This window comes from Bifidobacterium pullorum subsp. saeculare (assembly GCF_016899725.1).
Taxonomy (GTDB): domain Bacteria; phylum Actinomycetota; class Actinomycetes; order Actinomycetales; family Bifidobacteriaceae; genus Bifidobacterium; species Bifidobacterium pullorum_C.
In genome coordinates this window covers 1-18,858 of record NZ_JACLYU010000011.1, presented here as the reverse complement: position 1 = coordinate 18,858, position 18,858 = coordinate 1, and the positions used below count along the sequence as shown (strand labels likewise).

The window sequence follows — 18,858 nt, the reverse complement described above, 5'->3', positions numbered from 1 at the left end:
TGCTGACTCTCCTCGCCTTGCGTTACTTCTGCAGGGAGGCGAACGAGTCGAGGATGCGCACGATCGCCGTCTCCCGCGCATCCAACAGCCTACCGCCCAGCCACACCCCCAGGGCCAGCGCGGCCAGTCCGTTGGCCAGGGCCACCGGCCCGGCCGCCCACATGAGCACGGCCGAGCCCGCCGTCAGCGCCACGGCGATCGCCACGATGCCCGTGGGCAGCATGAGCAGCACCGAGCCGAGGATGTGCACGAACGGGAAGAATCCCTGGGCGACGGCCCGTCCCTGCGGCGAGGAGAACGGCCGGTCGATCGAAGGCACCGGGTACATGAGCACGCAGGAGAGCACCTCGGCCAGGCCGAGCGCGGCGAAGCACACGCCCAGGCCGATCAGCGTGCACATGAGGCCGAGCGCCAGGCCGTCCGCCGTGCGCCAGTCGCCGGTCACGGCGAAGATCACCGCGGCCAGCGCCACCAGATACACGGTGGCGAACGCGCCGTACACGCGCACGCGGCCCCGCCGGTCGTCGCGGCCGCGCGTGCCGGCCAGCACCTGCATCACGAAGCCGCCGCCGTCGTAGGCCAGGCCGTTCGCCTCGCACATGAGCATGAACAGGCCCATCCAGGTCAGGCTTTGCCAGACCACGGCCGAGATGCCGTGCGACTGCATGGCGAACAGCACCACGAGCACCAGCGGCATCAGGTAGAGGACCGACTGGCGCGCGTCGCGCCGAAGATAGATGACCAGCCGCGCGGAGATCGCGCCGGAGGGACTGTCCGGTATCCAGCCGAACGCGCCGATTCCCTTGGTCTTCCCCGAGCCCGCCGTGCGGCCGGCGACCAGGCGTTCGCGGCGCAGGCACCAGACGCCCAGCAGGAAGCACACCACCCAGGTGGCGGCGAGCACGGCCACGCGGCCGGCGAACGGCAGCCACGCGCCGGCGAGCGCGTCGAAGGGCAGTTGGAAGGCGGCGGACAGCGGCGTCCAGGCGAGCACGTCGGCGATCGGGGTGAACAGGGCGAAGTAGTCGGCGGCGCCGAAGCCGTCGATGACGCCGGAGTTGACCACGAGGTTCGGCACCTGGCACAGGAGCACGAACACCATGATGGACACGACGTAGAACACGTTGCGCCCGCGGCTGGTGGCGACCAGCAGCGTGGCCAGCGAGATGACGAGCTTGGACAGGCTCATCAGCGTGACGACGGCCAGCGGCGCGGCCACGATGGCGGCGATCACCGGCGCCGGTCCCATCCACCGGTAGGCCAGCGACCACAGGGCCAGCGCCACGGTGCCGGCGATGGCGGGCAGGCCGCTCAGTCCGGCCAGCAGCAGCCCGGCCTGCAGCGTGCGGTCGGGGATGCCGTACAGCGCGAAGCGGCCGGGGGCCATCGTGGAGCCTTCACCGATGATCATCACCTGGATGACGACGACGAACAGCGTGACGAAGACGCCCACGAACGCCATGGCGATTCTCGGGATCCGCCCGAGCATGGCCGCCTCGACGCCCAATGTGGCCGGGCCGCCTCCCAGGAACACGGCGGCGGCGGTCAGTCCCACCACGCCGCCGAGTGCGAACACCGCGCTGACCACGTAGCCGACGGTCTGCCAGGGAGATTTGCGCATCGCCGCCCAGGTCAGCGCCCAGCGCAGGCGGACGATGGTGAGCACGGTGCTCATCGCGCACCGCCGGAGGCCGGGGCGGCGGGCTCGACGGCGGCTCCGGTCTCGTCCGTGCCGCCGTCGAGCCAGGCGAGCCGGGCCGCGGCGTGGCGGCCGCCGACCAGCTCAAGGAAGCGTTCCTCCAGGTCGCTGCCGGCCGCCACCTGCTCCACGGTGCCGGCCGCGCACACCTGGCCCTTGTTGATGATGGCCACATGCGTGCACATGCGCTCCACCAGCGCCATGACATGCGAGGAGATGATGATGGTGCCGCCGGTGGCCGCGTATTCGACCAGGATGTCCCTGAGGTTGGCGCTGGAGACCGGGTCGACGGATTCGAACGGCTCGTCGAGCACGAGGATGCGCGGGCTGTGGATCATGGCGGCGGCCAGGCAGATCTTCTTGGTCATACCGGAGGAGTAGTCGGTGACCATGGTGTCCGCGGCGGATTCCAGGTCGAAGGCGGCGAGCAGGTCCTTGGCGCGGCGCACGGTCTCGGCGCGGCGCATGCCGCGCAGCATGCCGGAGTAGACGAGCAGCTGCCGGCCGGTCAGCCGGTCGAAGATCTGCCCGGCCTGCGGCATGACGCCCAGCTCGCGTTTGACCCGGTCGAGGTTGCTCCACACGTCGGTGCCGAGCACCATGGCGCCGCCGGCGTCGGGCCTGAGCAGGCCGGTGACCATGTTGAGCGTGGTGGTTTTGCCGGCGCCGTTCGGGCCGACGAGGCCGTAGAAGGAGCCGACCGGGATGTCGAGCGCCAGGCCGTTGACGGCCACCTTGCCGTCGAACTGCTTGAACAGGCCGCGGATGGACACCGCGGCCCGGGGGTCGGGTGGCACCGGCGCGGCGGCGGGCGGCGCGGCGGGCGCGGCGGGCGCAGCGAGCGGCGCGGCGGGCGCCGGGAATGGGATGTCGGCAGTCATGCTCCCAGCATAACGTGCGGCGCCCTCGCGCCACCGGACCTTCCCAGAGGCGTCGTCAGGCGTTCACCCGGCGTACACCGTGCCGTCACTGTCCCTTATGCACGATCGGCTTCCACTGCGCCTTGGAGAACATCGCCTGGAAGGAGATCGGCACATAGCTCAGCAGGTAGATCGGGAAGCTGAGCACATAGGCGATGAGCTCCTTGTTCGTCGCGCCGATGTGGTCGCGCTCCGCCGCGATCGTCAGTCCCGCGAGCGCCATCATGCCGAGCACGGCCATCACGATCATGCCGGTCCAGCCGGTCAGCGAGCCGATCTGGCTCTGCCAGGTCACGAAGCCGAAGGCGGCGAACAGCAGCCCCAGGACCACGCGGATGACGGACAGCACGGTGAACGGGCACAGCAGCAGCGTGAAGTCGATGCTGGAGAAGTCGCGCTCGCGCACCGCGCGCTGGATGAGCGCCGGCCCGTAGTAGCGGAACACCTGCAGGAAGCCCTTGCTCCAGCGCAGCCGCTGGCGCCAGCTCTGCTGGAAGGTGACGGGCTGCTCGTCGTAGAGGATGGCGGTGCCGCAGTAGCCGATGCGGTCGCCGTGGAGCACGGAGTCCATCGTGAACTCGAGGTCCTCCGTCAGCAGGTGGAACTTCCAGCCCTTGTTGCGGCGCATGACCTCCTGGGAGAACATGAAGCCGGTGCCGCCCACATGGCAGGAGGAGCCGAGAATCATGCGTGAGTTGGACAGGAAGCGGGATTCGCGGATGAACCACAGCGCCGAGCCGGAGGAGACCCAGTTGTCGTTGAGGTTCTTCGAGTTGCGGTAGCTGGTCAGGATCCGGAAGCCGGATTGGAAGGCCTTGTTCATCTCCTCGAAGTAGTGGCGGTCGAGGATGTTGTCCGCGTCGAACACGAAGAAGGCGTCGTAGGGGTCGGCGGCGTGGGATTCGATCATCGCGCCCAGCAGATAGCTCAGCGCATAGCCTTTGCCCACGAGGTCGAGGTTGTGCCGTTCGACGACGTGGCAGCCGCGGGCGCGGGCCACATCCGCGGTGCGGTCGGTGCAGTTGTCGGCCACGAGCCAGATGTCGATGAGCCGGGCCGGGTAGGTCTGGGCGCGGATCGAGTCGATGAGGTTGCCGACCACATGCTCCTCGTTGCGCGCGGAGATGAGCACCGCGTACCGCTTGTCCATCGGGGCGTCCGGAAAGCGGACCGGCTTGGAGAACAGGCCGATGAGGATGCAGGCGCCCTGGTAGATCATGCCGGCGGCGCCGACGACGAAGATGATGGCGTCGAGGACGGAGAGCAGGACCATCAGCGCCACCCCGCCCTCGGGTTGTCCGGATTGCCCGCGGCCGGGCGGTTGTCCGGCTTGTCCGGATTGTGCTCTGGCCCGACCTCCGGCTCGCTCTCCGGATTCCCGGTGCCGTTGAGCCCGGCGCCCGCATGGCGCCGCAGGGCGCCCTTGGGGATCGCCACCGTGGCGGACTCGTCCTCGTCGGCCTCGCGGCGCGAGGTCTCCTCGCGGTTGAGCGCGTACACGGCCTCCTGCAGCCGGCGCAGCTCGTCGTTCATCGGCACATGGGCGCTCGAGCCCTGGGCGGCGCGCGGCATATGGTCGCTCACCGGCTTGATCACATGCTCGGCGAAGGCCTCGGCGCCTTCGACGACCTTGGACTTGCGCTCCGGCACCGGGTCGTTCATCAGCGGCGAGTCCACGAGCTCGTAGCGCCGGGCGTACGTCTTGAACACGGCCTGGAAGCTCGCGGTCATCGGCAGCGCGAGGAACGCGCCCAGCGCGCCGAACAGCGAGCCGCCCGCCAGCACCGCCAGGAACGCGACGGCCGCGTTGATGTCCATCGTGCGCTGCGAAATCTTGGGGCTGAGGATGAGGTTCTCGATCTGCTGGTACACGACGATGAACACGAGCACCGCCACCGCGTACGGCCAGCCGCGGTTCGCCCAGGCGAACAGCACGGGCAGCGCGCCGCCGATGTAGGTGCCGACCGTGGGGATGAACTGCGAGACCAGGCCGCAGAACAGCGCCAGCGGCAGCCAGTACGGCACGTGGATGACCTCGAGGAACACGGCGGTGCAGGCCGCGTTGATCGCCGCGAGGATCGTGCGGGAGAACAGGAAGTTGGAGATCTGGTCCTGCACGATCGTCCACACGAGCAGGAAGCGGCGCTGCTGGCCGCCGCCCAGCCACTGGCACATGCTGCGGCGCAGGCGCGGGCCGGCGGCGGAGATGTAATAGGTGACCATGACCACGGTGAGCAGATTGAGCAGGAAGGAGAACAGTCCGGAAACCGTGCTGATGGCGGTGCCCGCCAGGTTCGACACCCACGAGGCCTGGATGTTCTTGAAGATCTCCCCGCCCAGGTTGGAGATCTCCGGCATGCGGAATGACGTGGCCTCCTCGATCGCGACGCTCAGCTGGCGGTACAGAGCCGGCATGCCCTGCAGCATGGAGATCATCTGCTGGACGAACATGTTGCCGAACAGCGTGAGCAGCCCCACGACCACGACGGCCAGCCCCACCAGCGCCATGGCCGAGGCGACGCCGCGCTTCCAGCCGTGCCGCACCATGCGCACCACCAGCGGCTCGACGGCCAGGGCGATGAACAGGGAGATGATGACGTTCAGCACCAGGTAGTCGATGCGGCCCCACGAGCGCCACACGAACAGCGCCACGAAGATGGCGATGGCCGTGTACAGCAGCGCGCGTCCCCACCATTCGGGGGGACGGCGCGCGTCGCCCTTCGCGGGGAACACCGAAGCGAGGTCTATCGTCTGCTCGTTGCGTTGCGTCATGCGCCCCATTCTAGGCCCCGCGCGCCCGGGGCCCGCGGCGCCCTGTCGTCGCCTGTCGACAACGGGCCGCAGCGTACAGACGGGTCCTTATTCTGAAAGCATGCTCAACGTCTCGATCATCATCCCGGCGTGGAACGAAGAGGAGCGCATCGCCGACTGCCTGGTCAACGCCGTGAGGCAGACGGTGACGCCCCATGAGATCCTGGTGGTCGACAATCGCTCCACCGACGGCACCTGCGCCGCCGTCGAACGGTTCATGCGCGACCATCCGGACGAGCCGATCCGCCTGCTCCATCAGAACGAGGAACAGGGGCTCATTCCGACGCGCAACTACGGATTCGACCACGCCACCGGCGACGTGCTGGGGCGCATCGACGCCGACTGCATGCTCAAGCCCGACTGGGTGGAGGTGGTCGCCGGCATCTTCACCGAGGATCCGGAGGCGATGGGCGCCACCGGACCGGTCACGTACTACGACATGCCCGCCCGGCATACGAGCCTGGCGGCGGACGACCATGTGCGCCGGCGCACCTACCGTGCCGACGGCGGCGAGGTGCTGCTCTTCGGCTCGAACATGGCGCTGCGGGCCTCGGCCTGGCGGCAGATCGCCGGCGAGGTGTGCCGGGACAAGGCCGACGTGATGCACGAGGACGTGGACATCTCGCTGCATCTGCTGGGCAAGGGCATGAAAACCGTGTATTCCAAGCGCATGATCTGCGGCATCTCCGCGCGGCGCATGGACACGTCGTTCAAGTCGTTCCACAACTATATGAAGCGCTTCAAGAACACCTTCGAGGCGCATCCGCAGCACTGGCGCAAACACAAGTCCGAGCACACGCTGTATCTGGCGTATCCGTGGCTGCGCGCGCTGTACCCGGTGTACCAGCAGCTGCTGGAGATCCGCGACATCAACCCGGCCGAGCGCATGTGGTTCGACGAGCAGCTCGCCCTGGTCGAGCGGGACGACATCAAGCTGGACTAGCGCCTCCCCTCCGGCCCCCGCCGCGGCCTGTCGCAGAGGCCGTCCGACACGCCTTTGGCCACGGCAGTGTCATGGTTGTGCCTATGATTGGTACATCTAATGTAACAATGTTAGATACAACCCGGCCGCCGTCGCGGCCCTATCCCATGGAGGCACCAATGACCAACTTCACCACCGCCCACGTCGACGTCACCGCCCCGCGCACCGAGCTGCACGAACTGCTGGGCCTGACCGGCGCCGAGATCAGCATCAACTCCCTGCCCGCCGGCGCCAGCGTGCCCTTCGTCCACTCGCATCAGAAGAACGAGGAGATTTACGGCGTGCTGGCCGGCAAGGGCAAGGCCGAGATCGACGGCGAGACCGTCGAGCTCACTGCCGGCGACTGGGTGCGCATCGCACCCGCCGGCAAGCGCCGCTTCTTCGCGGCGGACGACGAGGGCATCACCTACGTGTGCGTCCAGGTGAAGGCCGATTCCCTGGGCGGCTACACCACGGATGACGCCGTGATGTGATCCTCCCCTCGCCCGAGGGCACGGCCCGACGGCGCAGGGCATGCACAGGACATAAAACGGGGGCGGCCGAATCACTTCGGCCGCCCCCGTTCGTCTTATGCCCGGGATGTTGCTCACATCAGGGACTTGTAGATGGCGAGGATGTCCTCCTCGGTGGCCTTGCGCGGGTTGCCCGGCGTGCACACGTCGTTGAAGGCGTCGTGGGCGAGCGGGGCCAGGTCGGCCTCGGTGGCGCCCACCTCGGAGATCGTCGTCGGGTTCTTCAGGTCACGGGTGAGCTTGGCGACGGCCTGCACGGCCTCCTCGCGCACGGTCTCCAGGTCGCCGGTGTAGGCGTCGGCCACGCCGAACGCGTCGGCGATGTCACGGTACTTCTCGCCGGTGTAGTCCTTGTTGTACTCCATGACCGGAGCCAGCAGGATGCCGTTGGCCACGCCGTGCGCCACGCCCAGGCGGCCGCCCAGCGGGTGCGCCATGCCGTGCACCAGGCCCAGGCCCACGTTCGAGTACGCCATGCCGGTGATGTAGGAGGCGTAGGCCATCTGCTCGCCGGCGGGCACGTCGCCGTCGGCGGACTTGGCCAGGTTCTTGGCGATCATGCGGATCGTCTGCATGCTCAGGCAGTCGGACAGCGCCCACGCGCCCGGCGTGATGTAGCCCTCGATGGCGTGGGTCAGCGCATCCAGGCCGGTGGCGACCTTCAGGCCACGCGGCATGGAGTCCGTCAGGTCAGGGTCCACGAACGCCACGATCGGGATGTCATGCGGGTCCACGGCCACGAACTTGCGCTTGTTCGCGGTGTCGGTGATCACATAGTTGATCGTGGTCTCGGAGGCGGTGCCGGCGGTGGTCGGCACGCCGAAGATCGGCACGGACGGGTTCTTCGTGGCGGCCACGCCCTCCAGGGAAAGCACGTCGGAGAACTCCGGGTTCGCGGTGACGATGCCGATGCCCTTGCAGGTGTCCTGCGGGGAGCCGCCGCCCAGGCCGATGAGGAAGTCGGCGCCGGAGTCGGCGAACTTCTTCACGCCGTCCTGGATGCACTCGACCGGCGGGTTCGGCTTGACGTTGTCGAAGACCTCGTACGGCATGCCCGCCTCGTCGAGCACGTCGGTGACCTTCTTGACGGTGCCGGTCTCGAGCAGCACCGGATCGGTGACGATGAACGCCTTGGTGAAGCCGTGCGACTTGGCGACACCCGGAATCTCCTTGATCGCGCCGCGGCCGAAATACGCGGTCTGGTTGAAGATCATGCGATAGACCATGAGTGAACCCTCCTTTGAGTCCAGATGCTCCGTTCTGTCCGGCCACTCAGCTTCGAGGGCGGCCGACGCCTCCCATCGTAGTGCCGAATCTGTGAATCCGCTGGACATTCGCGGAGTGTCCCGCGGGATGTACCGCGCCGATTCACGCACACGGCTTCCCGGCGGAGCATCCACGCCAGGCCATGGCACCACTGCTCCGCTGGCATGCTCCGGACACTGGCGAGGACCGGGATTCCGGGCGGCCCGTCGTGGCGGACCGCCCGGCGATACAATGGGACGGGCATGCGCATACGGCGCGACAGTGCCGTCCCACGTCAAAGGAGCATCACATGGCAGCACAGGACCCGGTCCCCGGCACCGGCGGCAACCGCTACATCCCCTACGCGGAGCGCACGGGCGAACGCTCCGACGTGTTCTTCACGCGCGACCTGTCGGCCGAGGGTCTGCGCCGCATCGCCGCGCGCGTCACCGGCGCGCTGAGCGGCAAGGTGGCCGTCAAGCTGCACACCGGCGAACAGCACGGCCCGAACATCCTGCCGCGTCCGTGGGTGCGCTCGCTCATCGAGAACGACCTGCCCGACGCGACGATCGTGGAGACCAACACCTACTACGAGGGCGACCGCTACACCACCGAGCAGCATCACGAGACGCTCAAGACCAACGGTTGGACCTTCTGCCCGGTGGACATCATGGACGCCGAGGGCACGGCCATGCTGCCGGTCAAGGGCGGCAAGTGGTTCACCGAGATGTCCGTGGGCAAGGACCTGCTGGACTACGACTCGCTGTTCGTGCTCACGCATTTCAAGGGGCACACGCAGGGCGGCTTCGGCGGCTCGAACAAGAACATCGGCATCGGCTGCGCGGACGGGCGCATCGGCAAGGCGATGATCCACACCACGCCCGGCTCCTCCGACCAGTGGGACATCCGCACCGAGGAGTTCATGGAGCGGATGACCGAGTCCACGAAGGCGGTCGTCGACCATTTCGCCGGCAACATCTGCTACGTGGACGTGATGCGCAACATGTCGGTCTCCTGCGACTGCGAGGGCCGGAACGCGCAGCCGGTCGTCACGCCGAACGTCGGCATCCTCGCCTCGCTGGACATCCTCGCCGTGGACCAGGCGTGCGTGGACCTCGTGTACGCGATGCGCCCCGAGGAGAACCATGCGCTGGTCGAGCGCATCGAAAGCCGTCACGGCCTGCGCCAGCTCACCTATATGAAGGAGCTAGGCATGGGCCACGACCGCTACCGCCTGATCGACATCGACCACGACGACCGCGAGATCACGGCCGCCGACGGCGTCAGGGACCTCGCCCCGTTCAAGGCGTAGGCGAGCGTCCCTGATCTCCCACGCTCTCCCCTGCGGGAGCATCATGCGCCCCCCCCCTATACGGCAAACCGTACTCTGACGGCCCATAAGGATACGTTTTGCCGCATGGGGATGCCAATTACAGAGCATCCGGCAAGCCACGGCATAATGGCACCGCACCATACCGGCGCAGTTCGCATGCGAAAGGGCAGAGCAATGAGCAACATGACCGGATCCTCCGGCACCGGCGACCGGCAGGTGGCGCTGTACGAGAGCCACGACCACACCGTGCACCTGGACGTGCATGTGGACGACGACACCGTCTGGCTGACGGCGCAGCAGCTCGCCACGCTGTTCGGGCGCGATGTGACGACCGTCCGCCGGCACATCAGAAACGCGGAAAGTGAGGAATTACAAGGGATTCCAGTTAGTGCAAAATTTGTACGAACTGCCTCCGACGGTAAAACGTATCAGGTCGAACACTACAACCTCGACATGATTCTGTCCGTCGGCTACCGCGTCAAGTCCAGGGAGGGCGTGTACTTCCGCCGCTGGGCCAACAACGTGCTCAAGCAGCATCTGGTGCAGGGATACACCGTCAACCGGAAACGGCTGGAGACGATGGGATCCATCGTCAGGGTGCTGCGTCGCTCAAGCGAACCCGAAATCTCCGGCGCGGCGGAAATCATCGACGCCTACCTGCCAAGCCTCGGCCTGCTCAACGCGTACGACGAGGGCAAGGTGAACGAGCCCAGAGGTGATGCCCCAAGCTGGACCTTGACGTATATGGATGCGATGGCCTTCATCCACTTCCTCGCCCGCAACGGCATACTGCGCGGAGAAAACGGTCAGCGGGTGGTGGAGGGCAACGCCCTGACCGCCATGACGCTGATGATCGCCCTGTCCGATCCCAAGGAAAAAGACATGATGACCGCTATGGTGGAACACTTCATCTCCTGACCCCGTCACCTCATGTGGAAAACCGTACTCCTGCGACCTGCAGGAGTACGGTTTTCCCATATGCAGAGCACCTCGGCATTGCGGGGGATTCCAGTTAGTGCATTTTTTGCACTAGTTGCCTCCGACGGCACGCGACAACCGCTGGCTTAGCCAATAGCCATGCTCGATGAAGTCCCATGCGCCTGAAACAGGGATCCTACGGGAGAGGTTCACGAGGCGACCTGCGCCATGAGATATCGCGGCAGCTTACGGAGCGACGCACCGCGATACATGGACGGGCTACCATGGAGCCGTCAACCGCAGGGGAACGGTTAGGAGAACAGCATGACCATTGGACCAGTTCGCATCGGCATCGTCGGCACCGGGCATGTGGGCCCGCATGTGGCTTACAGCCTGATGATGCAGGGCATCGCCGACGAGGTGCATCTGTGCGACGTCAACGACAGCAAAGTCACCGCGGAGGCGCAGGACCTGAACGACGCCTCCGTGTTCGCGCCGCACCGCGTGCGCGTGTGGAACCATCATACGGATTACGAGGCGCTGGCATCCTGCGATGTGATCGTCAACGCCGCGGGCCACGTCACGCTGTCGTCGAAGGACCGCGACGGCGAGCTCTATGCCACCGCCCGCATGGTGCGCACCTTCGTCGGGCGCATCGCCGCGGCCGGGTTCACCGGATTCTGGGTGAATGTGACGAATCCGAACGACGTGGTCACGCGCGAGATCCACCGTCTGTCCGGCCTGCCCGCGTCACATGTGATGGGCACGGGCACCTGCCTCGACTCGGCGCGCCTGCGCTCGGCCATCGCCTTGGCGACGGATGTGGCGCCGGAATCAATCGTCGCATACATGCTGGGCGAGCACGGATTCAGCGAGATCCCCGCCTGGTCCGCGGTGTCGTTCGCCGGCAAGCCGTTGGCGCAGCTCGCGGCCAGCGATCCGGACCGTTACGGCTTCGACAAGGCCGAGCTGAGCGAACAGGCGCTGCGCGGCGGATACTGGTGCTACACGGGCAAGCATTGCACGGAGTACGCGATTGCCAACTCAGCCGCGCGGATTGTGCGCGCCATCGTCCACGACGAGCATGTAGTGCTGCCGGTCTGCACGTATCTGGACGGCGAGTACGGGCAGCGGGGGCTGTTCATCTCCGTTCCAGCGATGGTTTCGGCGCAGGGCGTGGGCCCGGTGACCGAACTGACACTGACCGAAGAGGAGCAGGCCGGGTTCGCCGCATCCTGCGACAAGGTGCGCGCCAACTACGCCAAGCTGCCGCCCTTCGCCGTGGAGGACGCGCGCCGGGTCCCGGTGACGATTCCCGCCGATCCCGCGCATGATGATGTGTATGCGCGCGGCGGATTCATCGGCATCGCCTGCGGCCCGGAGGTGTTCCCCTCCGATCCGCAGGCGGCGCGGTAGCCCCGCTGGACGCCTTCGTCCGTGGGTGTGCCAACAAGGCGCGACACGACGGACACGCCATGGACACGCCCACGGTTGCATGAGGCCTGTCACTCGCGTATTATCGCACGAGTTGGATTGCCCCCATCGTCTAACGGTTAGGACACCAGACTTTCAATCTGACAACGAGAGTTCGACTCTCTCTGGGGGTACGCAAGTAAAATCAAGGGCTCCGAGGACTTCCCCGGAGTCCTTGATTTTATTACGTGTGACTACTGTGTGACTAAAAGTCACGTTATTTTGTCTGATAACAAGCGCTCGCAAGCTGCTTTGAGTTGTTTTTACTCGGGTGCAGCGCTTGTCTACTGTGCTTCTGTTTCGTTGACGCTGATGACGTTGATGTTGTCCTTGGTGCCGTCCACAAGGCAGGTGATGGCGGTATGACGGTTGTCCACGGTCACGTTGTAGACGGCGAGGTATTGGGTGTCGTCCAGTCCGAGCTGTCCCTTCTGCTTGCCGAGGATGGGGCTGCTTTCGTAGTTAGCTCCGGGAAAGAGTTGTTCGCGGGCCGCGTTATCGCATGCGATCACGGCGTCCCCGTAGCCGATGCCTCCGCTTGTCGTGTCCCCGTCGTCGGGGATCGTCTCGCCGTCCGCCTGTTCCTGCTGCGGTTCGGCCGGCTGCTGCGTATCCGTGGCGGTGCCGGCGCTCGGCGTTTGGCTGGCTCCGGTGTCCGTGTCGTTGCCCGCGCCGGTCGCGCCGCCGATGGCGGCCAGCACCAGCACGACGATGACCCAGAACCACCAGCGCTTCCAGAACGGTTTTGCTGTCGTCTCGGCGTTCCGATTCGTCTTGGGCATGTTGTTTCCCCTCTCCGTGTCGTTGTCTCTCGGTTTGCTTGGTCTTAGTGGTTCTTCTTGACTTGGTTGTTTACCGCGAGCGTGAACTTCTGCGCGTCCTTGATGGACTTGCGGTCCACCTCGGCACCCCACATGAACTCCGGCCCCTCGATGGTCAGGAACTTCGTGCCGCCGCTCTTCTTCTTCGCCGCGAGAGCGAACACGCCCAAGAGCACCAGACGGGTCGCGGTGACGCGCGACTGCAATTCCTCGCCCGCCTCCAGCCGGGCCGTCACGTCCGTCAGCGGCTGTTCCTCGCCGTCCTTGTCGATGGCGTGCTCGTACAGCGTGAACTTCTGCTTGTCGGCCTCGAACGCCGCGACCTTCCTGCCGCGCGCCTCGGCGGCGGCCTTCTTCTCGGCCTTGGCCGCGTCCGCGTTGGCCTTGGCCTCCGCCGCGGCCGCGAGCGCCTGCTGCCCCGCGTCCTTGGCGAGTTGCGCGGCCTGCGCCTTGAGATTGTCGAATAGCCCCATCGTCGGTTCCTTCCGTATCTTCTTGGTAAGGCTTTACGGATTATGCCTTACCGGTAAGTCCATAGTTTAGTGAGCGGGGTTCTAGCTTGGCAACCATGCCACACACCCCGCTGCCCGATGGATGGGCGTCGTACGCCAAGGAACTCGGCCTGAACGTCCAGCGCCGCAGGCTGGCGTTGGGCATGAGTCAGGAGCGCGTGGCGTACAACGCCAACCTGTCGCGGTTCGCCTACCAGCAGTTGGAGCGGGGCGAGTCCCGTCCCGGCACGCCGTCCAACCCGAGCCTGCTGAACGTGATGGCCGTGGCTCAGATGCTCGGCGTTACCGTGGACGAACTGCTACCCGAGCCGTGGCCCGACCTGCGGGCGCGGTAGCGCTCGCAGGCCTGTCGTAGTCAGTCGGCGTGGTTGCCGGGGTTGTCGTCACAGAAACTGATGTTGATAATCGGCGGCTCGTATGCCGTCGGTTCCTCGGCTGTGGTGCGGGGTTTGCCCTCGGCCCGGTCCATGAGTTGTTTGAACGCCGTGAGCTGCTGGGGGTCCTGCGTGTCGGTGGCGCGGTCGAGCATGTTCAGTGCGATGCGTTCGGCCTGTGTCAGATCGGTACGTTTGCGTTCGGCTTCCAGCTGGCTGTCGGTCATGTCGAGAAGCCGTTGCACGGCCTTGCTGAACGAGTGCCGGTTGCCGGGGAACCTGCCGCGCCGTTCCGGGTTGGTGTGGAATCCCGTCACAGGGTGGTTGCCTGCGGCGAACCTGCCGTGTTCGTCGCGTTCGTTGTCTGCCATTGTCGTCGTCCTTTCTTTATCGTTCCGGCCGCTTGAGCGCAAGCGGCGGGTTGACATGTCAAAACGTCAAAATCGTTGGAATCGCGGGGTTTTTGCTGTCAGCGCGGCTGTCAAAGAGTTGTGATGCTGACGCCTGCTTTGACATTGGGAACCGCTCGGGTTGCCGGATTCTGACGATTTGACATGTCAGAATGCCCTTAACGTGCGGAGACCGCCCACAGCGTCGATTGAGGGGTTGGCCCGCCACCTACCTTGTCCACCTTGCCTTCGACGTACAGGCTTTCGAGGGCCGCGTAGACCATGCCGTGTTTGCTGTCACGACCTCTCGCGCGGCTGATCTCGTGGCCAACGACGCCTTCGCGTCCGGGATCATGCTCGTCAAGCCATTTAAGCGTAACCGTCTTGATCCGGTTCATCCGCCGTGCGTCGGCCTCGTCCCGTGCTTCCGAGTCCAATGCGTACGCTTGGGCCTTCAGATTGCGTTTTATGTCCTCGAATTGCCGGATGGCCTTATCGCGGAACTCGGCGGAACGCCGGTATACGTATTCTGCGAGCGCCCAGTCCTCTTCCGTGACGGTGAGGGAATCCGGCCGAGAGAGCAATGCGAGAAGCCCGGCGATCTTGACGGTTAGACCGATGCGGTGGGCGTCCAACGGGTTTTGACGGGCACGATGCAGCCGTTCCCATCCGTCTTTCTCCGCAGCCGTGAACGCGGATTGCGGGTATCGGAGGATCGTCAGCGGATAGTTGGCCTCCCCGTGGTCGATCATGCGCCAACGGTCACCGGCCTCGTACAGTGCGTCCAGTCCGCTGTTCGGCATGTCCTCAGGCAGTGCCGACACGTCGAACCCAAGTCTTCCGGTTGGCATGGGAGGCACTTTCTCGGGCGCGTCGTAGTCCGCGGTATCGGCCCACAGGAAGCGTTGCGGCAATCCCGTTCCCTCTTCGTCCATGATGACGTTGAGGTTATGGGGTTGGACGCCTGTAATCAGCGCGATGCGATAGCCGTGCTCGGGCACCGTGAGACGGTTTGCCTCGTTTTTGTTGAATCCGCCCAACGCTTCGCCGCTGTACGCGCTTGTCAGCGTGGGGATGAGCGTGGAGCCGATGCGTTTGGCGGAACCTCCCAATGCGGTGATTTCCGGTACGGAGAGCAAAGCTCGTGGATTGACACACCTGATGACGGTTCGTCTGCCATCCTCTTCCTGCGTTTCGCGTGTGGCGAACAAGGCCGGGATGCCCTCGCCGGACACCGGCAGCGCCGTGGTGGCGTTTCTGATGTCGGGCAGCAGCGTGCGCGCCATTCGCTCGGTAAGACCTTTGCCGTCACCACTGCCGCCGAGAACGGCGACGAACAGGTTCAACGTACCCGGAGCATTGCCGTACAACGGCTGTGTCATTACATGGGGCGGAACGGTAGCACAGACGCGCGCCAATACGACGGATAGCAAGGCCCACAGGGAGACCTGACAGGCCCGTGCGTAATCATGGATATACGTTAGTTCGGATCGCGCATGCCAGAATTCCGCATCGCCGTTAATCTGAGGGGCCATCATTCGGGCCTCCCCATCTCGGCAATCCGATTGTAGGCATTACTGATTTCTCGCCTACGTTCCGTGGTCATACCCGCGTAGCCATGCTGTTTCCCGAACTCGTCAATATCAAGCCGTTGCCTGAGACGATCCGATTCCTCCGTCAATGTCGTGCCGCTACGGTCATTCAATACGCGGGCAAGGCTGGCACCGGCGTTCATAAGGCCGTATGGAATATGAAACCCATCAGGACGATCGAACTCGATAGAGGTGAAACCGGGACTCGTGACGTTCTTATTTTGTGGGTTTCTCATTTCGACGCCCCCGTAGTCCCGGCGAGCGCCGTTTGAATGTCTTCGAGAGTGGCACCGATGAGTTTTGCGACATCCTTGATGCGAAGCCTGACTGGCCTGTTGTCTCTGACACGGTTGGGCTTTCGTCTTCCCAATTTGATTCTTGGGAGTTCGCCAGAAGCGATCCACCGTTTGACAGTGCTTTCACTGACGTTGGCAACAGAAGCGACTTCTTGGATTGTCAGAAGAGCTGCGTGCTTAGTATTAGGCACCTTTTTTCCTTAGCGCAGGCGCACGATACCTGCATCCAAGGTTGGTTCGAACGTCCACACCGATTAGTGTGAACTCCCACTGTGCTCATTACCTGTTATGCTAGCATGAGTCATCTACGTCCATCAGTATTTTTGTTGTTTCTGCTTTGAGCAAACTTCCAAAGGTCGCATACCCTCGTTTTACCTGTAAATGGAATAACCTCCTGTGATTTCGCAATGGAACTGTCAAGGATAAACAACGTAAAACGCACGCCGCTCGGCATGATTTCGCGCGACCCTACTAGCTCAATTCTGATGCCGTCATTACGCATTTTTTCTCGCTGTTCAGACGAGAACGTATTCATACTATCTTGCGGTGTCAGTTTGACCACCCATTCGTTTTCCGCAAAAGGGTACAGTTCGGCGATATTGCGCCATCCATGCTGCAATCTTCCTCGGTACTTAATCGGTTTCCTCGGCCGTTTCCATTGCATTGTTTCTTTGTCAAAGAGATATCGGAATGCCTCATTCTCGCGGTGATGAAGCACAGTTTCGTCTTCGTCGTGTTCGAGTCTATGACGTATATCCTGTGCCTGTCGGCGGGTGTTCACTGCTTTATCTTCTTGCCCGAGCTGTTCAAGACGATTAGCCAGACGCTCTAGGACATGGATGCTCTCTTCCTCTTCATCTGTTAGTTTGCGAATCATCTCATTGCCTTTCTCGGAAATGCGACTAGTGAATCATCATCAAGCCTAGGCAATCTATTTGCCAGCTCCGCCGTTAATCCATGTTCTTGCTCCAAATACGAGAGTGAAGCAGCTGGCGTGCCATGCCCTAATGCGGCCTGAAGTTCTTTGATACCAACACCGCTCTTGGCAAGGTTCGTACCGAAGAAGTGCCTCAAATCATGCCAGTGTATCGGCGCGTCTATACCCGCGTCGGCCATCGCCTTATGCAGTACACGCCCCCATGTGGCCGTACTCACGTATCCATTTCCGCGACTAGTTTTGAAGATTCGGGAGCTGGGGAATCGATCCACTTGTTTGCGTAAATGGTTCTTGATAGTCGGGGTTATCCATGCTGGGAGTGTAACGAAACGTATGCCGTCCGCAGACTTCGGCGGTCTTAAAGTCCACTCCCCATCAACCCATTGCGCCTGTTTGCTGACATGAATAGTTGCAAGACCGTCGTTGAAAGTAATGTCCTGTCGCTCTAACGCTGACAATTCACCAGCCCTGAGACCGCCGAACGCTGCAATCAACACGGCGACACGCCATTGCCCTTGCAAATGATTGACGATTTGTGTCAATTCACCGACAGAGGGTGGACGATGCGGCTTCCCTGTCTTGGACCGTGTGAGTTCGCCCGGCACAGGGTTCTTCTCCAAAACGCCATCGTTCACAGCAGTTTGCAGTATCGCCTTCAATACCCGGGCCTCATTGCCCGCCGTCGTGGCCCCGGCGTTCTTGTAGCGCTGAGCGTGCCATTTACGAATTAAAGGCGCGTCAATGTTGCTCAGCGAATACGAATCGAAGAAGCTCAACCCGTGATTGAGCATCCTCAGGTTCTCCGCCTTCGTTCGTGGTGCCAGAGCCTTGCCCTTACTGGTTCTATGTTGTTCCACCCAAGTGTGGGCGTACTCTTTGAAGTTCGTGGCCTTGATAGCTGCGGGAGGCTTCAAGGTACCGGCCCTACGCTTCACTTCGAGTTCCGCGCGGTAGCGTTCCGCCTCCATCTTGTCGTCAAAAGCAGATGTGGCGTACCGGTGGCCGTTCAAATAATACTTCACACGCCACTTACCGGATTTCAGCATTTCGAGTGTACCGAACGTTTCCGTCCGCTTCTTACGCTCACGGGTAACACCATTGATGGTGTATTCGACCGTCGGTGTTTTACGCCGTGCCATCTATACCTCCAGTTTTTAGTCCCACGATTAGTCCCACATGTGACTACTGTGTGACTACTTGCTGGTATTACCTGACCTTATATGAACTATTCTAACATGACCTAAAGCCAATAAACAGTAAGCTTGAGAAGCTATAAAGCAGCTTAAAATCAAGAATGGCGGAATATCAACAAAAAAGGTTTATTGTCAGACTTTCAATCTGACAACGAGAGTTCGACTCTCTCTGGGGGTACGGAACAAAAACCCCGGAAATACTACGCTTTCCGGGGTTTTTCAATACCCGACGGCGCTCGCCACCGTGACCCCGCATCCTTGCAGGACCATGCGCATTCGCTCGTACGTCATGTCCCGGCCAATGGACGGGGCGGATTGGGAGACGCTCGCATGCCAGCTCGTCGTAATCGCTCACTTCCAGTGCAACGGGTGGAGAATCCCCTTGGCATATCTCCCGTCTTCGCTGACGAAGCCCGTGAGTTCGTTTGCATACGACGCGTCGCCGTCGATGTGCCCCACGCGATACATGAGTGTGGCCAATAAGGTCGCGACGGACTTCGGCACCATGTGGATGCGCGGGAAACTGGCGACGATGTGAACTGGCCTGGTTTTTGTTCCGCCCTTATAGTGAGGCAGCTTGTGCTGCCTGGTGTTCATAGTACTCGTTCTCGACCTGCTGTGGTGTCTTGTAGCCCAGGGACTGATGGAGCCGCTTCGTGTTCCACCACGAGACCCACTGGAACGTGGCCAGTTCCAGCCCGTCCAGACTGCGGAAGGGCCTGCCGCGCCAGACGAGCTCGGTCCTGTACGCGCCGTCGACGGATTCGGCCATGGCGTTGTCGCACGAGTCGCCGACCGTGCCGGTGGACGGGAGCATCCCGTACTCCATCACCCTGGTGGCGCACACCGTG

The 18,858-nt window shown here is 63.4% G+C and carries 20 protein-coding genes, 1 tRNA gene and 1 pseudogene; 7 read left to right on the top strand and 15 right to left on the bottom strand.

Going from position 1 to position 18,858, the window contains the following annotated elements; translation table 11 throughout:
- Positions 1-22: 22 nt before the first annotated feature.
- The 4 genes from H7U32_RS06455 to H7U32_RS06440 form a co-directional block, all read right to left on the bottom strand.
- Positions 23-1,675 carry an ABC transporter permease gene (locus H7U32_RS06455; protein WP_204469110.1) on the bottom strand — a complete coding sequence of 551 codons (1,653 nt, stop codon included), beginning with the start codon at positions 1,673-1,675 and terminating at the stop codon, positions 23-25.
- Positions 1,672-2,580 carry an ABC transporter ATP-binding protein gene (locus tag H7U32_RS06450; protein WP_204469108.1) on the bottom strand — a complete coding sequence of 303 codons (909 nt, stop codon included), beginning with the start codon at positions 2,578-2,580 and terminating at the stop codon, positions 1,672-1,674. Before H7U32_RS06450 ends, H7U32_RS06455 begins: the two co-directional genes overlap by 4 nt.
- 85 nt (positions 2,581-2,665) lie before the next feature.
- Positions 2,666-3,892: a glycosyltransferase family 2 protein gene (locus H7U32_RS06445; RefSeq protein ID WP_204469180.1), complete on the bottom strand. Its 1,227-nt coding sequence runs from the start codon at positions 3,890-3,892 to the stop codon at positions 2,666-2,668.
- Entirely contained in the window at positions 3,892-5,391 is a 1,500-nt protein-coding gene (locus H7U32_RS06440; protein ID WP_204469106.1) for an AI-2E family transporter, read from the bottom strand. The genes H7U32_RS06445 and H7U32_RS06440 overlap by 1 nt, the downstream gene beginning before the upstream one ends.
- A gap of 100 nt (positions 5,392-5,491) precedes the next feature.
- On the opposite strand from H7U32_RS06440, the gene H7U32_RS06435 reads away from it, so the two are divergent.
- Together H7U32_RS06435 and H7U32_RS06430 are read left to right on the top strand one after the other, a co-directional pair.
- Entirely contained in the window at positions 5,492-6,373 is an 882-nt protein-coding gene (locus tag H7U32_RS06435; RefSeq protein ID WP_204469104.1) for a glycosyltransferase, read from the top strand.
- Between the two features lie 158 nt (positions 6,374-6,531).
- Positions 6,532-6,885, top strand: a complete 354-nt coding sequence (locus H7U32_RS06430; protein ID WP_204469102.1) for a cupin domain-containing protein — start codon at positions 6,532-6,534, stop codon at positions 6,883-6,885.
- Positions 6,886-6,998: 113 nt separating this feature from the next.
- On the opposite strand, the gene fucO is transcribed toward H7U32_RS06430, so the two are convergent.
- On the bottom strand, positions 6,999-8,150 hold the full coding sequence (fucO, locus tag H7U32_RS06425; protein WP_204469100.1) for a lactaldehyde reductase: 1,152 nt from the start codon (positions 8,148-8,150) through the stop codon (positions 6,999-7,001).
- Between the two features lie 329 nt (positions 8,151-8,479).
- Between fucO and H7U32_RS06420 the strand changes: the two genes are divergently transcribed.
- The 4 genes from H7U32_RS06420 (at position 8,480) to H7U32_RS06405 (ending at position 12,027) form a co-directional block, all read left to right on the top strand.
- The gene (locus tag H7U32_RS06420; RefSeq protein WP_204469098.1) at positions 8,480-9,481 is read left to right on the top strand and encodes a DUF362 domain-containing protein; all 1,002 of its coding nucleotides are present in this window, start codon (positions 8,480-8,482) and stop codon (positions 9,479-9,481) included.
- Between the two features lie 195 nt (positions 9,482-9,676).
- Complete coding sequence (locus H7U32_RS06415) at positions 9,677-10,420, top strand: virulence RhuM family protein (protein WP_239457572.1); 744 nt, start codon at positions 9,677-9,679, stop codon at positions 10,418-10,420.
- A 324-nt stretch (positions 10,421-10,744) separates the two neighbouring features.
- The gene (locus H7U32_RS06410) at positions 10,745-11,836 is read left to right on the top strand and encodes an L-lactate dehydrogenase (RefSeq protein ID WP_239457571.1); all 1,092 of its coding nucleotides are present in this window, start codon (positions 10,745-10,747) and stop codon (positions 11,834-11,836) included.
- A gap of 119 nt (positions 11,837-11,955) precedes the next feature.
- Positions 11,956-12,027 (top strand) — tRNA-Glu (locus H7U32_RS06405).
- A gap of 150 nt (positions 12,028-12,177) precedes the next feature.
- Here H7U32_RS06405 and H7U32_RS06400 read toward each other — a convergent pair.
- Positions 12,178-12,675 (bottom strand): hypothetical protein, encoded by a 498-nt coding sequence (locus tag H7U32_RS06400; RefSeq protein ID WP_204469096.1) that lies wholly within the window; start codon positions 12,673-12,675, stop codon positions 12,178-12,180.
- A gap of 44 nt (positions 12,676-12,719) precedes the next feature.
- A complete protein-coding gene (locus H7U32_RS06395; RefSeq protein WP_204469094.1) occupies positions 12,720-13,187 on the bottom strand; it encodes a hypothetical protein in 468 nt (155 codons plus the stop codon).
- A gap of 95 nt (positions 13,188-13,282) precedes the next feature.
- Between H7U32_RS06395 and H7U32_RS06390 the strand changes: the two genes are divergently transcribed.
- Entirely contained in the window at positions 13,283-13,561 is a 279-nt protein-coding gene (locus H7U32_RS06390; protein ID WP_204469092.1) for a helix-turn-helix transcriptional regulator, read from the top strand.
- Between the two features lie 20 nt (positions 13,562-13,581).
- On the opposite strand, the gene H7U32_RS06385 is transcribed toward H7U32_RS06390, so the two are convergent.
- From H7U32_RS06385 to H7U32_RS06350, 8 genes and pseudogenes are all read right to left on the bottom strand, one after another.
- On the bottom strand, positions 13,582-13,971 hold the full coding sequence (locus H7U32_RS06385) for a hypothetical protein (protein WP_204469091.1): 390 nt from the start codon (positions 13,969-13,971) through the stop codon (positions 13,582-13,584).
- Between the two features lie 197 nt (positions 13,972-14,168).
- Positions 14,169-15,527 carry a hypothetical protein gene (locus tag H7U32_RS06380; protein WP_204469089.1) on the bottom strand — a complete coding sequence of 453 codons (1,359 nt, stop codon included), beginning with the start codon at positions 15,525-15,527 and terminating at the stop codon, positions 14,169-14,171.
- Entirely contained in the window at positions 15,524-15,817 is a 294-nt protein-coding gene (locus H7U32_RS06375; RefSeq protein ID WP_204469087.1) for a hypothetical protein, read from the bottom strand. The genes H7U32_RS06380 and H7U32_RS06375 overlap by 4 nt, the downstream gene beginning before the upstream one ends.
- Positions 15,814-16,068 (bottom strand): helix-turn-helix domain-containing protein, encoded by a 255-nt coding sequence (locus H7U32_RS11805; RefSeq protein ID WP_204469085.1) that lies wholly within the window; start codon positions 16,066-16,068, stop codon positions 15,814-15,816. The genes H7U32_RS06375 and H7U32_RS11805 overlap by 4 nt, the downstream gene beginning before the upstream one ends.
- Before the next feature lie 110 nt (positions 16,069-16,178).
- Positions 16,179-16,754, bottom strand: coding sequence for a hypothetical protein (locus H7U32_RS06365; protein ID WP_204469083.1), 576 nt, complete (start codon positions 16,752-16,754; stop codon positions 16,179-16,181).
- Positions 16,751-17,953, bottom strand: a complete 1,203-nt coding sequence (locus H7U32_RS06360) for a tyrosine-type recombinase/integrase (protein ID WP_204469081.1) — start codon at positions 17,951-17,953, stop codon at positions 16,751-16,753. The genes H7U32_RS06365 and H7U32_RS06360 overlap by 4 nt, the downstream gene beginning before the upstream one ends.
- Positions 17,954-18,358: 405 nt before the next feature.
- Complete coding sequence (locus H7U32_RS06355) at positions 18,359-18,604, bottom strand: hypothetical protein (protein ID WP_204469079.1); 246 nt, start codon at positions 18,602-18,604, stop codon at positions 18,359-18,361.
- Positions 18,601-18,858 (bottom strand): annotated as a pseudogene (locus H7U32_RS06350) (IS3-like element ISBlo10 family transposase); the annotation flags it as partial. The pseudogene H7U32_RS06350 and the gene H7U32_RS06355, both read right to left, overlap by 4 nt.